The organism is Halalkalibacterium ligniniphilum (assembly GCF_000334155.1).
GTDB classification, from domain to species: Bacteria; Bacillota; Bacilli; order Bacillales; family Bacillaceae_D; genus Halalkalibacterium; species Halalkalibacterium ligniniphilum.
On sequence record NZ_ANNK01000134.1, the window covers coordinates 25,793 to 39,922 of the forward strand.

Sequence of the window (14,130 nt, forward strand, 5' to 3'; positions counted from 1 at the left end):
TCATTTATAGACAGTCATTTCAATTGCTTCTACTACAGACCTTTCAAAGATATGTAAAACCTCTGTTGTTTCTTGTTCTGTGATGGTCAATGGAGGTAAGAAGCGCATAACTGCAGAACGTCGACCTCCTACCTCAATAATCAAACCATTCTTAAAACATCTCTCTTGAATTTTTGATGCTAACTCTTGAAACGGTGGATTATTCCCTAAACGATCTTTAAGTCCTTTAGGATTTACTATTTCTACGCCGATCATCAATCCTCTTCCGCGAACATCACCAATTTCTTCATACCTTTCCTGTAAATCATGAAGAGTTCTAAAGAATTGTTCGCTACGTGCTTTTACATTTTCAAGTACACCGTTTCTTTTAATATATTTTAAAGTTGCTAGTCCTGTAGCCATGCCTAATTGATTACCTCGAAATGTACCAATATGTGCGCCAGGATTCCATTGATCTAATTCTTCTTTATAAATAACAAGAGACATTGGCAAACTTCCACCAATCGCTTTCGAGCAAATAATCACATCTGGAATAATTCCTGCATGTTGAAAAGAAAACATTTCCCCTGTTCTCCCAATCCCTGTTTGAACCTCGTCTACTATTAAAGGAATTCCCCTTTCAGCAGTAATACGCCGCATTTCTTTTAACCATTCAATATCAGCTGGAATTGCTCCGCCTTCCCCTTGGACTGTTTCAAAAATCATGCCACAAGGAGAAGCTATGCCACTTTCACAATCATCTAATAAATTCTCTATATATTGGGCACTAACTTTAGCTGTATTACCTTCTCCAATACCAAATGGGCATCGATATTCATAAGGAAAAGGTAAAAAATGAACATCAGGCAACAAACTTTGCAAATGTTGTTTTTTACTTAAGTTACCACTCATGGACATTGTGGCTTGTGTCGATCCATGATAGCTACCTTGAAAAGCCAAAATAGACTTTCCTTTAGTGGCATTCTTCACTAACTTAATGGCTGCTTCAACTCCGTCCGCACCAGTAGGACCACAAAACTGTATTTTAGTAGAGACTCTTAACTCTTCAGGTAAAACAGAGAAAATTTCTTGCATAAACTCGATTTTTAAAGGAGTTGCTAAGTCCAATGTATGCAAAGGGATTTGCTTTCTTAAAACATCCTCTATGGCTTCAACAACTACATCATGGTTATGTCCAAGTGCTAATGTACCTGCACCCGATAAGCAGTCGTAAAATTGCTTACCTTCTATATCAGTGACAATTAATCCCTTAGCTTTATTTATGACAAACGGGAAATGACGTGGATAAGACTTTGCATTTGATTCTTTTTCATTTTGTAATTTTAAATACTCATTCTCTACGTTTATTTGAATCATTATCGTACACTCCTTTTTCGTTGGTCTTTCATATTTGATATATTGAATACCTTTAATCCACTTTTAAACTAGAGAAACTACATTAAATCAAACATTAATCAAATTTTTTAACGAACTTTTGTATTGTAGATAACAAAATGTTAATGAATCCCATCTAAAAAATTTTAGTATCATCATTAATCATTAGGATGGATAACACTGATTATCATTATCATTAAATTAGAAAATTTTTACTAATAAAGATTGTGTTAACTATCCAAAATTAATTTTGTAGTTACGCTATTAAAAATGGTAATAACCGTTCCTTCAATGCGAGTTTGTAGTTTTGGAAGAAAAATAGAATTAGAAATTTGACTTCCTGGTTTATCAGCTCTTTTAAAACAAGGACCTAATAAAAATTACGAATAGCTCTTCGGTACCAAAAATAGATATATATTTTATTCTTTAAATAAATATTGCAAGTATGCTTTAACTACATCTCTAGGAGTTCCTTGATAAGGAAGGACATGATCAGTCATGTCAGGTAAGCCATTTACCTCAAGGATTCCTTCAGTTGTATTATTTATTGGAACTCTTATGTCTTTACATCTTATATCTATTCCTGCGACGTCAACATTTATTGCTCGTGCAGCTTCAATTGCGATATTAGCATTAACAGAACAAATATCTTCAGTTCGGTCAATACTTATTCCACCAGCTAAAACATTTCCACTTAAAAGTAGTTGTATCCGTTCCCCTTTGTCTAGAATATCTTGAAGGGTTTTACCTTGTTTTTTTAAATTAAAGTGCAAGTTTTTGGACTTGATACTTATTTTTTTTAATGGCTTAAATTCTCCAGCGTTGTTACGTCTAAGTGGATCTTCATTTAATTTATATATAAGCTGCTCAATCGATGAATAACCATCGCCTTCAATAAATGCAGGTTGATACTCTAATACACCTTCTACCTTTCCATCTATGACTAAAACTCGATAATCATAGCCTTCAATATACTTTTGAATAATTACTTTATTACTATAAGAACTTGCTGTCTTAATAGCATTTTCCAATTCATCTTCGCTTTCAATACCTAATGTAATTCCAACACTACAATTAGTGTCTATGGGTTTTACTGCTACTAATTTATATGTATTTAAAAAATTAATGGCCTCTTCACTCATCTTGGATACTACTATTTGATCTGGTACAGGTAATCCAAATCTTTTTAATAGAAGATTAGAAGCATCTTTATTTTTAGCTAAAAACCCCGCGATAAACGAAAACTTATGGGACCTTGTCTTATTAATCATAATGTTTTTATCTTTATAAGAAAGTTCTAGAAAATCTTCACAACCAGGTATTAATGGTTTACATTCAATTCCCATTTCATTCGCTTTATTTATTATTAGTTTGTTTTGCAAGTTTTGAACAATATCTTGACTCACAGCAAACCCTCCTTTTTGAATTTTGTTAAAACATAATTACTTACAATCAGATACTCAAGAATAGATGCCTCTGTTAAATTAAAGAACTCATCTTTTAGATTTGAAGTTTGAATATTGGTTGTCAACATCTAGTATCTCCTTTCTAGATTTTCAACTCATTGTTAATGCAGTAGTATTTAATTCAAATCTGATAATGATAATCATTATCAATTTAATCTACGCTTCTAGCATAAATGATTTTGATTATCATTGTCAATTAGATGTAAAAAATTAAGATTATTTTCCTAATCACTTATATATAAATAACTTTTGGTCTGAATTAAGGAGAAATCATTTTCTGAAGGTCATTTAGAAGTTTATATATTTACTCACGAAGGTTCAAAAAGTGTTTAGTAAACTACTTAATAAGAAAAACATTAAAAGAAGAGGAATAAAACTTTCGATATCCTTATTATGTATAATACTATATGAGGGGGAAAATTTAATTTAAGTGATTTCTTGTAATTTAACCACTGTTATAATAATAGGTAAACAATATGAACATACTACCTTAAAGTTAAGGTAGTATGTTTGTTTAGTATAGCTTGGTTTTATTTGTATAATTAATCTCTACCTTTTATCTTTATATATCTTGCCACTTAAGCTTTTTTAAGAAATTTATTAGACATCTTCCACTAGAGAATCCAGCTTTTAGGTACATTATACTTAGGTCCAGAATGTATCATTCTGTTATGAAGGAAGTCTTCTTCCTCGTCTTATAATATACTGTCATGGCTTGTATGGATCACACTTCTTCAAGTACTTTGATAAACATATTCTTTTTATTCCAATCAATTTACCTTGAACTTTTTATTGGGCATGTTGTGCAGTAGACTCTATCCGAAGAAACTTTATAATAATAGCAGCATGTTTTTCTAACACGAATTGGTATATCTGATGTAGTTGTTTTTCGCTTCGAACAGTTGAACTTTTTCAATGGATTTTCAGTTTCTCCAAAGAGGTATGCAGGTGCATTAAGTAAATATTGATAATCTTCATGTATACGAAATTTTTGATTATTACTAGCTCCCTTGTCAATTCTCTTCTCATATAACCAATACACTGAGATAGCTACATTTTCCCATAAAACAGAGATAGGAATATTGGCTGCATTAGAAATGGAGCGCCAAACTTTGGCAATATTATCTGCGAATATGTTTTTAATAATTTGGTCCCGCCATTCATTCCGGTCACTATCAATAGGCTGAGTGATATGCCAATCAGCTAAGCGCACATCTGGAAGCCAAGTATTATCTTTATAGATGGATTCAATATGGCAATTTTCAACGGAATAATCCAAACCTTTGTTAAACATTGTCATGGCATATAGTCCTGAGCCAAAAGTTAGAAAGCCGTATCTCTTTGAAAACTGCGAAACTGTAGCAACTTTATGCGTTACTGTTTCAATTTTAGAAGAAGGCTGAAGTATACTTGTTACTCTATCCAAATAGGCCATACACTTTTCTTTATTCAGTAAATCTATGGATGGAATAGAGTAAGTTCTATCGAATGATGTTTTTGTTGTTAATCGAAAGTCTTTTGTTAAGACATCCATTTCTTCTTGTTTAAACGAGGACTTTTTCACCTTTTACCTTCCTCCCTCTTCCCTCCGGGATGCATAATGGTGTTCCGAACAAAGGGTCAACCGTTATTTCACATTCCATTCCAAAAACGGATTGGACCATTTTGCAAGTTACTATATCTTCTGGTTTTCCCTGAGCAAAGATGTTTTTATTATGAACCGCTACAATATTATGAGCGTAGCGGCAAGCCAAATTCAAATCATGGAGAACCATTACAATCGTTCGATTCTCCTTCTCGTTTAAGTCAAAAAGTAAATCGAGTATATCAATTTGATGACTCATATCTAAATAGGTTGTCGGTTCATCTAAAAGCAAGGTTTCCGTTCCTTGGGCAAGAGTCATCGCAATCCATGCTCTTTGACGCTGTCCTCCCGACAAAGAGTCAACAGGGTAATCTGCAAATTCCAACATATGAGTAGACTTCAAGGCGAGATTTACCATTTGTTCGTCTTCTTTAGACCACTGCTTTAACCAGCTTTGGTGCGGATATCGTCCTTGCCTAACTAATTGATGAACAGTTAATCCTTCAGGTGCAGAAGGGCCCTGTGGAAGAATAGACATTCGTTTTGATATTTCTTTAGTTGGAACTTTTGCAATCTCTTCTCCATCTAAAAGGACAGTACCTGACCTATACTTTAACAAACGTGCCATTGTTCGTAGAAGGGTAGATTTTCCGCATCCGTTACTTCCTATTAAAACCGTAATTTTCCCTTTTGGAATTTTAAAATTCAAATTTTCAATGATGGGTTCAGTTCCATAAGAAATGGTAAGTTCTTTTGCTTCCAAATTACTCACAGTTCTCCTCCTTATCAAAATTGGTTTCTATTTTTAAATAATAAATAAAGAAAAAATGGTGCCCCTACACCCGCAGTAAAAATCCCTGCTGGTATGTCAAGTGGATAAAAGGCTGTTCGAGCTATGAGATCAGCGATAAATACAAGTAGGCTCCCTATTAGAGCAGAAACGATAATCAAACTACCAAAAGGACGACCAACTAACTTTCTAGCGATATGAGGTGCAATTAGACCTACAAAACCGATAGCTCCAGCTATGGACACAGCAACACCAGCTAACAATACACTAAAAAGAAGTAATAAAAATCGATGGCGCTGCACAGTAACTCCTAATCCAACAGCAACATTATCCCCAAATTCTTGTGAATTAAGACTTCGAGCTAAATAAAGCAGAAGAGGAACAACAATAAAAACTACCGGTACTATAATATAGACATCCTCCCATGTAGCACTATAAACACTGCCCGTTAGCCAAATATAAGCTTTTCCGAGAGAAAAAAAGGGACTCATAACAAGCATTAATGTTGTTCCAGCACCCATTACAGCGGAAATCCCAATCCCAATTAGGACAAGACGAATAGGTGTTACACCACTTCTCCAAGATAATAGATAAATTAATAGGGATACGATAATAGCACCTGTAATCGCAGCTAGAGGCAAGAATTTAATACTTACTATTCCTCCTAGAAAAGTTATAAAAGCAACAGCAGCGACAGATGCACCACTTGTAATTCCAATAATATCTGGTGAAGCAAGTGGATTTCGAATAATTCCTTGTAAAATTACACCTGAAACGCCTAATGCAGCACCAACAAATAATGAAACAAGAACCCGAGGAAATCTTAATGTTTGTATAATAAAGTCATACTCACCGGAGCCTTTTCCTAGAATCGTCTGAATAACTTCCTTGGGAGAAATCATCGTATTCCCTAAACCAGTACCTACCACAACAGAAAGAATCACAAAGAGCGAAAGTAAACAAATGACGATTACTGACTTTTTTTCTACCTGTACAGAAATAGTGTCTTTTTTATTGCGAAAAGTAATATATCTCATATCTTTGACACCCCCTTACGTGCTATATACACAAAAAAAGGGCCACCAATAAAAGCAGTTATGACACCGATGGGAACCTCCCGTGGCATAATGACCAATCTGGCCACGACATCGGCGGATAATAATAACACAGCACCTAAAACAGCTGAATAAGGGATTACCCAGCGATAGTCGTTACCTACAAAAGCTCGCGCTATATGAGGAACTACTAGACCAATAAAACCAACAGCACCCACAACGGCAACGGAACCACCTGCTAACAAGACAATGATAATACCCATTACACACTTCACTAAAACAATATTTTGTCCCATCCCTTTAGCAATATCATCACCAGTTGTTAACAGATTAACAGCTCTACCCATAAACATAGAAATTACTCCTGCCACTAATATAAAAGGTAATATAGGAATCAGCATTTCTAGTGTACGGCCACTAACTGAGCCTGCTAACCAGAATAATACATCTTGCAGCCCCGTTTCATTTAATACCAAGATTGCTTGTGTAAAAGAAACAAATAAAGCTGTTATAGCTGTACCTGCTAATACAATTTTTATTGGAGTTAATCCATCTCTGCCAATGGACCCTAAAAAATAAACAATGATAGCTGAAATAGCTGCTCCAAAAAAGGCATACCACATTAAATGAATTAATGATGAGATCGAAAAAAAGACGACAGCTAATACAATAAAAAATACAGCACCTGCATTAATTCCAAAAATGCTAGGGGAAGCCAAAGGATTTCTTGTTAATGCTTGCATTAAAGCACCCGCAACTGCTAAACTTGCCCCTACAACCGTTGCAATAACAGCACGAGGCAAACGCTCTGTATAAATAATCATATGCTCAATTGAATTTGAATCATAATTTAAAAAGGCTTCAATTGCATGATCAATTGTAATAGGAGTTCTACCAAAAATAATGCTTGAAATAAACGATCCTATTAATAAGAGTAGTATAAAAAACAATCCCAATAATTTCATTTTTGTTTTCAGAAATAGATTAAACATACCCACACCCTTTCTTGGAATGGAATGATAGATAAAAAGAGAAGATGGCTAATCCACCCTCTCTTCTTATTTATCTAACCTAATTTTCCAACTCAAAGATTTCATATAAATCATCTAACATCATATTTGCTGTAATGTATCCTCCAGCACTATTCCAAGCAACTTCGTTCACCTGAATGACTTGATCATTTTTCACAGCATCCAGATTTGCCCAAAGTGGATGATTAGTCCATTCTTCATACGTTTGTTGAATTGCCTCAGTTTCAGTACCAGAATTAAAGTTGAAAATCATATCTGCGTTCATATCTGGGATACTTTCTTTCGATGTTAATTGAATTCCCCAATCCTCTGAGTCATGGCCAGGTGGTCTAGTAAAGCCAAGTTCATGTAATATAAGTCCCGCATATCCCATGTAAAAAATACGTGCATGATCAGCTCTAAAGTTTGTAATAGTTACTTCTATTGGTAGCCGGTCGTCCATCTTTTCTTTAAAATCAGCTACTCGATTGTCCCAGTCAACCAATAATTGTTTGGCTTTATCTTCCTTATTAAGAGCTCCGCCCATTAAGTTTACTGTTTCTTTCCAATCATAAATCACTTCGTTCACAACGGTAGGAGCAATCTCTGATAATTGATCATAAATTTCTTCATGGCGTATTTTTGAAACGATAATCAGATCTGGCTCAAGTTTATGGATTTCCTCTAGATTAGGCTGGGTTTCCAATCCAAGCAACTGAACTCCTTCAAGATCATCTCTTAAATATTCGTAAATTGGTTGCTCCACCCATGATTCAACAACGCCTACAGGCTTTACTCCAAGAGCCACAGCAACATCAGTAGCTCCTTGATACAACGTAACAATTCTCTCAGGAGTCCCTTCAATTTCAGTTGTACCCATAGCATGTTCGATTGTACGAACATTTTCTGATTCTGCAGCTTGTTCTTCTCCCTGTGTTTCAGTTTCTTCTATTTCCTCGGTTTGTTCTTCACCTTCGCTATCTTTAACTGGTTCTTCTCCTGTTTGATTTCCACAACCAACTAAAAATAATACAAAGGAAAAAATGATTGCAAGTAAAGAAATTGAATACTTTCTTTCAAATGAGTTTGTAATTGCAGACAAATTAGTCCCTCCTTTTTATTGATAATGATAATTATTATCATTACATGACGAATTATATACTAACAACAGATTATTATCAATGCTTATTTTAGAATTTTTCGTTTTTTTTAAATGATGAGAAATTTTAATATAAAGAGTTAAAAGTTCTTACCACAAATGATATTGAAAGTCATTATCATTTAATATTATAAAAGAATTTGATATTTAAATCAAAGCTTTAACTAAATGCCAAACTTAGAAAAGAATTAGTCTTATATTCTTTTTAAAAGACTAATTACAAATCCTTCTATATTCATATTCTATGAACTTAACTAGAACTTGTTTTGCAATATTCAATTACTAATTTAAATACTGTCGTACATTGTTCGTAATAAATAGATTCCCATTAAAAAACCGTACAGAGATTAAGGTCAAAATGCTGTATCTCCAATTATTCAGCGTTATTACGTGAGCATCATTCAAAGGAACCACTTGCCTTGTGTTGCTGAACCCATTTGTCAAAGGAAAAAGCAGTCAATTCGTATTCTTTAATTTCTGAACGGGGTTTACCAGAAGCATACAATTGGACCATATGTTTTTTGAATTCTTTCGTAATTGACCGGCGCTTACGTTTAGTCATAGTCTCGTCTCCTTCGAGTAATTTGACTCAAGTGTATAGCACCTTAACAAACCTGTCCAACCACAATCAGGCCCCTATTCTGAAACGAAAAGAGAACGTGTATTTTATACAACATTAGTATTCCTCATTTTTTATTCAACATGATTGAACGAACTAAAATAGTTAGTGAGGTTGATGAGGCCCCTAGCTAATTTTTCTAGGAAAAGGGGCGGAGCTTCAGCTCTAGGTGATAAAACAACGAAGTACTTACTCCCCCTTCATGAGACGATGCTCAGCGTTAACTGGATAACTCGTTTTTATCCCAGTGGGAAGAGCCAATCGCTTATGCTGGTTTCTGTGAAAAAGGAGAGGAAACAGCCTAACATCAAAGCAAACTAACCCCAACCAAAAAGACTAAAGGAACTGTAATTAATGAAAAAAGTGTTGTGACCATCGTGTTTATAACGCCGTAATTTTCATCTGCCTGATAACGGGCTAGTATGATTGAAGCTGTTGAGATTGTTGGCATCGCCATCACAATGAATAGCACCTGTTGAACCTCTTGAGTTACCGGTAAAAGTGAGAGAACGAGCATTCCGATCAAAGGGAAAAGGAGAAGCTTCAATGTAGCTGGAATGGCGATTAATTTTGCAGAAATTTTCTTTTTTTCTTTAATAATCGTCATCGTTAACATTCCTATATAAATCATTGCTAGAGGGCTTGCTGCACCTGCTAAGGTAGCTGTAAGATCTTTTAGAAAAAAGCCAGGGTCTAGTTGTAGAAATGTTATTGTAAGACCGACTAACACAGCGATATTCGGTACTGAAATCATCGATCGTAGATTCTTAAACGTTACTTGTTTTTTACCTTGAATAAACAATACACCAACTGTCCAAAGCATTAGTGACATGCCTGCATCAAAGACGGCAGCAAAAACGGCTCCTTTTGGTCCAAAAATGGCTGCACAAAGCGGTATTCCAATCAAGCCAGTGTTGCCGAATATCGCCAAAAACCCTGTTTCCCGTGCTTTTAATGGTGATAATCCCATGGATTTTGCGAACAACCATCCTAAAACCAATCCTATTGCATTAAAACAAAGCGAGAAAACAAAGATAATAAACATTTGCTCTACCAGACTATCGTCGATCGTGATTTGAAAAAAACCATGTAGGATAATAGCTGGAAGTGCAATATTGATGATCACAAAAATTAGAAAACGCCTAACATCAGCTGTAAAAGAAATTTTAGTTGTAAGCCACATTCCTAACCCCATAAGAAAGGCCAATTTAACAATCGTTAATAATAAGATCGAATATTCCACACTGTCGTTTCCTTTCCAGAACTGTAGATTAGAAGCAAATTACGAGGAGCATAATAACTGAATGAAGGATCTTGCTTTTTATCTCTCTAAAAAATCAACTTGTTGCCACTCCCTCATCAAAAAATACAATTTCTTCTATAACTTATCATACCATAACAGAAAGCTGCCTATATGGTTGACTCTTCCATAAAGATGATAATGAGTACATCAGATTATTCTGTACCCTTTTTCATTGAAGATGTACTCTAATTAGCTGTCCCAACGTAACTGCTTTTATGCAAAAAGGCTGGGCTGCCACCATCTTCTTTCTAATTGTGCAGTCCAGCCTCTCTATTCGCTATTGTACGTTAAACCATTATTAAGATTTGAAGTAGGCTAAAAAGGTAAGGTTTCTAACCACCAGACAGCCACTCACGTCTTCTCAAATAAAGGACACCTGAGCTTAACAAAAGAACAATCGTCAGTGTCGTAATGAATATTGCTCCAAGGATACCATCTGTTGAAAGCTGCGCAATCGTTCTATGGGCATAGCCTCCAAGGACTCCAGGACTCCAAGCAATTGGCTTCTGAAATAAGGATGCTGTCACAGACAGTCCCATCACCGTTAACAGCCCTAGTGCCGCAACTGCGCTCGTTCGTTTTAATAATACGCTAAAAAGGAGAAGCAGGGTTACGATAAATAATAACCACAATCCATAAATCAGTATGGTCTGAATAAGTTCAGTCAGTTGCAGCGGGCTAAACAAGACAGTTGTATAACGCGGCTTATATTAATAAAAGCGTTCAATGCAGCGCACCATCGTCTCCTGAGTAAGGTCTTCTGCAGCAGCGGGATGCAAGGTAGCTTAAGAATATATAAGTAGACAAAACGATAATATTGCTGAAGCAGCTTCGCAGGCGCTTCATCGTCGCCAGCTTTTGCTTGTTGAATTAAGCTTAACTCATGATCATCCACGCAGTATCCCTCCTTTTATTTATCGTTCATACCTAATAAGGTTTTGTTGATTTTTATTTTTTATAAACCTGAACAAGCTTCTAATCCAAGGTTGATTATTTTTAGGCTAGGCTGGCTCAAAGCTTAAAATTTTAACCGTTTTAGTCAACACCCTCTCCTTCACCCTCTAGGAGAAAAAGAGTCAGATGACCTACAAATCACCCGTAGGTAGACGTCGCTTTGGGCTGACAATATAAATGAAAAACAAAAATCGATCCCTCATCGTAAGAGGAATCGACTTTTATTTCAAGAAACCTGTATGAGTGCCACACACTTCTAAACGCATGGAAATGAGTTCGTCAGATAACGCTGAGCAACCTTTCATGAAGGAGTGCGAGCGACAGGCTTTTCGCTCCTGTATGCTCCGCCCCTTTTCACAAAAAGATTGTATCTAGCTTCAATTTCCTCATGATGAGCTAGGCAAATGGCTTTAAATCATTATTTATATTGCTCGATAACTTCCCGGTTCACATCGACCCCTATCCCTGGTTTATCTGGAATGGCGACCATCCCCCTTCTCATTCATTTGAATGCTGTCATGAATCAGATCCCCACGGAATGGATGAGAGGATTGATCGTATTTGAGCATCGGTTCAATCGGGTGTAAGGCTGAAGGTGCTGGCGGGACTGTGTGCTGGTCAATTGCCCATCTGAAACACAATTTTTATACGATTCAAGAACCTTTCAAGCGCCTTAACAATGGTAAAAATCCATTGTAAAGCTCATTCAAACAGCTTTGGTATTTTTACGTTTCTTTCCAGACGGATGAGTATTTCTTTTTATATTTTTCATCATCTTCTTTTTTAATTAGTTCGAATGCTATTTTCTTTATTTCTTCATCCTTTATTTCATCATATAAGTTCCTAAGGCCTTGAATGATATCAAATCGAATCAAGGTATAGTTTTTTTCATGAACACAATTTTTAAATCGTTCAACAAGACTTTTTATTATCATCTCTTTTTGTTCACTACCGGCCAGGCCTATCTTCCAAATTGATTGTAAGCTATGTCTAGCCGTGACGAATTTTTCATCATAAGTTACTTTCCATATCGCTGGAAAGTCTTTTATCATCCTTTTCTCAGGATCACTTTTCGCTAAACGACAGAGAAATTGTGCAGCCCTTGACCTTCGGTGATTATCAGCATCCGTTAAATCTGCTGTCAATTGGTCCCATACATCATAAGCCCAATCCACTTTTTCTTCGGTAGCAGCAAGAATACGCTTGTAGGCTTCATATTGAACGTTTCTATCTTTAGATTGTAGATTGTTAAAATGGGATTGGATGGTACTATCCAACTGTATCTCTCCTTCAATATATATATAACGTCGGCTTTTCTCCTTATTGTTATCCTACTTCTTTTACATAGAGCTTTGCAATCGGTTGAATGTCTATAGCATTAAAAGTACGCTTTGACCACTAAGCGTATGCCCTAGATAAACTAATCTTTTATCCCTTTACAAAAACCGTTTTGATCGCTGTATAGAATTCTTTTGCAGCTTCCCCTTGTTCACGTGAACCTGAACTTGATGACTTCATGCCACCAAACGGAGCTTGTAGTTCAACCCCAGCACTTTCCGCATTAATACGCACTAATCCAGCATCAATATCCTCCATAAAGGCAAGCATTTTGCTAATGTTTTTAGTGTAAATAGAAGCACTTAGGCCATATTTTGTATCATTTGCAAGCTCAATCGCCTTTTCGAATGAGTCGACTTTGATTAAAGCAAGGACTGGTCCAAAGATTTCTTCTTGTGCAATCATCATTTCGCTGCTAACACCCTCAAAAACGGCTGGTGTAATGTAAAAACCATTTTCTAGTTCCTTATCATCTGGAGTCTCCCCGCCATATAAAAGCGTGGCACCTTCTTCTTTCCCTTTCTGAATGTAATGCATAACTGTATCCAGCTGGCTTTTACTTGCGCATGGGCCCATCCAAATTCCATCCTCAAGACCTGAACCAATTTTAATCTCTTTCACTCTTTCAAGGAGCTTTGCCTTGAATTCATCATAAACTGCTTCATGAATAATGACTCTGCTAGTAGCTGTACATTTTTGACCAGTTGAACGAAGGCCGCCGCTGATTGTTCCATCAACTGCTTTGTCCAAGTCTGCATCTTCTGCAACGATCACTGGATTTTTACCACCCATTTCAAGCTGATACTTAGCCCCACGAGCAAAAGCCCCTTGGCCGACTAAGCGACCTGTTTGCTCTGATCCAGTAAACGTAATGGCATCGATATCCTCATGATCGATAATGCCTTGCCCAATGACAGAACCTGAACCAGTGATAAAATTGAGCACACCATTCGGAAGTCCTGCTTTCTCAAAGCATTCAACGACTTTCGCTGCTGTTACAGCTGTTTCTGTAGCTGGCTTAAAAACGACTGTATTTCCATACACTAATGCAGGTGCAATCTTCCAAATTGGAATGGCAACTGGGAAGTTCCAAGGGGTAATCACGCCAACAACTCCAAGTGGTGCTCGCGTTGTAAACATCATTGCTTCTGGATCCGTGGACGGGATTACATCACCTGTTTTACGCATCCCCTCTCCAGCATAATAACGAAGAATCGCTACACCGCGTGCTGTTTCTCCCTTTGCTTCAGGAAGTGTTTTTCCCATTTCTCTCGTCATTGATTCTGCAATTTCATTTAGATTTGCTTCTAAAATATCGGCGACTATATGTAAATAGTTTCCGCGTGCAGGGGCACCAAGCTTCTTCCAATTTTTCTTCGCTTGCTTAGCAGCCGCAACCGATTTATCCAAATCCTCAATTGATGATTGTTGAACCTTTCCAACTACATCATTTTTATCAGCTGGATTAATACTATCA

12 protein-coding genes and 1 pseudogene are annotated in these 14,130 nt (G+C 36.3%); all 13 read right to left on the reverse strand.

The window, feature by feature from the left end; translation table 11 throughout:
* Positions 1 to 1,356: a diaminobutyrate--2-oxoglutarate transaminase gene (locus tag BLT_RS0116525; protein WP_017728881.1), complete on the reverse strand. Its 1,356-nt coding sequence runs from the start codon at positions 1,354 to 1,356 to the stop codon at positions 1 to 3.
* 437 nt (positions 1,357 to 1,793) lie between these two features.
* Complete coding sequence (locus BLT_RS0116530; protein ID WP_017728882.1) at positions 1,794 to 2,780, reverse strand: ATP-grasp domain-containing protein; 987 nt, start codon at positions 2,778 to 2,780, stop codon at positions 1,794 to 1,796.
* A gap of 835 nt (positions 2,781 to 3,615) precedes the next feature.
* Entirely contained in the window at positions 3,616 to 4,404 is a 789-nt protein-coding gene (locus BLT_RS0116540) for an IucA/IucC family C-terminal-domain containing protein (protein WP_017728884.1), read from the reverse strand.
* Complete coding sequence (locus BLT_RS0116545) at positions 4,385 to 5,197, reverse strand: ABC transporter ATP-binding protein (protein ID WP_017728885.1); 813 nt, start codon at positions 5,195 to 5,197, stop codon at positions 4,385 to 4,387. Before BLT_RS0116545 ends, BLT_RS0116540 begins: the two co-directional genes overlap by 20 nt.
* A 14-nt stretch (positions 5,198 to 5,211) precedes the next feature.
* Positions 5,212 to 6,252: a FecCD family ABC transporter permease gene (locus tag BLT_RS0116550; protein ID WP_017728886.1), complete on the reverse strand. Its 1,041-nt coding sequence runs from the start codon at positions 6,250 to 6,252 to the stop codon at positions 5,212 to 5,214.
* On the reverse strand, positions 6,249 to 7,262 hold the full coding sequence (locus tag BLT_RS0116555; protein ID WP_017728887.1) for a FecCD family ABC transporter permease: 1,014 nt from the start codon (positions 7,260 to 7,262) through the stop codon (positions 6,249 to 6,251). The genes BLT_RS0116550 and BLT_RS0116555 overlap by 4 nt, the downstream gene beginning before the upstream one ends.
* Before the next feature lie 79 nt (positions 7,263 to 7,341).
* Positions 7,342 to 8,382: an ABC transporter substrate-binding protein gene (locus BLT_RS0116560; protein WP_017728888.1), complete on the reverse strand. Its 1,041-nt coding sequence runs from the start codon at positions 8,380 to 8,382 to the stop codon at positions 7,342 to 7,344.
* A gap of 457 nt (positions 8,383 to 8,839) precedes the next feature.
* Positions 8,840 to 9,001: pseudogene (locus tag BLT_RS23335) on the reverse strand (IS3-like element IS655 family transposase); the annotation flags it as partial.
* Positions 9,002 to 9,365: 364 nt separating this feature from the next.
* A complete protein-coding gene (locus BLT_RS0116575) occupies positions 9,366 to 10,301 on the reverse strand; it encodes an AEC family transporter (protein WP_017728890.1) in 936 nt (311 codons plus the stop codon).
* Between the two features lie 392 nt (positions 10,302 to 10,693).
* On the reverse strand, positions 10,694 to 10,993 hold the full coding sequence (locus BLT_RS0116580) for a hypothetical protein (RefSeq protein WP_152414388.1): 300 nt from the start codon (positions 10,991 to 10,993) through the stop codon (positions 10,694 to 10,696).
* Between the two features lie 32 nt (positions 10,994 to 11,025).
* The gene (locus BLT_RS0116585) at positions 11,026 to 11,256 is read right to left on the reverse strand and encodes a hypothetical protein (protein ID WP_017728892.1); all 231 of its coding nucleotides are present in this window, start codon (positions 11,254 to 11,256) and stop codon (positions 11,026 to 11,028) included.
* A 784-nt stretch (positions 11,257 to 12,040) separates the two neighbouring features.
* A complete protein-coding gene (locus BLT_RS0116590; protein WP_017728893.1) occupies positions 12,041 to 12,592 on the reverse strand; it encodes a hypothetical protein in 552 nt (183 codons plus the stop codon).
* A 151-nt stretch (positions 12,593 to 12,743) separates the two neighbouring features.
* Positions 12,744 to 14,130: alpha-ketoglutaric semialdehyde dehydrogenase GucD (gucD, locus tag BLT_RS0116595; RefSeq protein WP_017728894.1), on the reverse strand; the 1,387-nt coding region annotated here is incomplete at its 5' end.

Coding starts and splice junctions, on each gene's coding strand:
- BLT_RS0116525 (WP_017728881.1), bottom strand. CDS start 1,356: ATGATTCAAATAAACGTAGAGAATGAGTATTTAAAATTACAAAATGAA.
- BLT_RS0116555 (WP_017728887.1), bottom strand. CDS start 7,262: ATGTTTAATCTATTTCTGAAAACAAAAATGAAATTATTGGGATTGTTT.
- BLT_RS0116550 (WP_017728886.1), bottom strand. CDS start 6,252: ATGAGATATATTACTTTTCGCAATAAAAAAGACACTATTTCTGTACAG.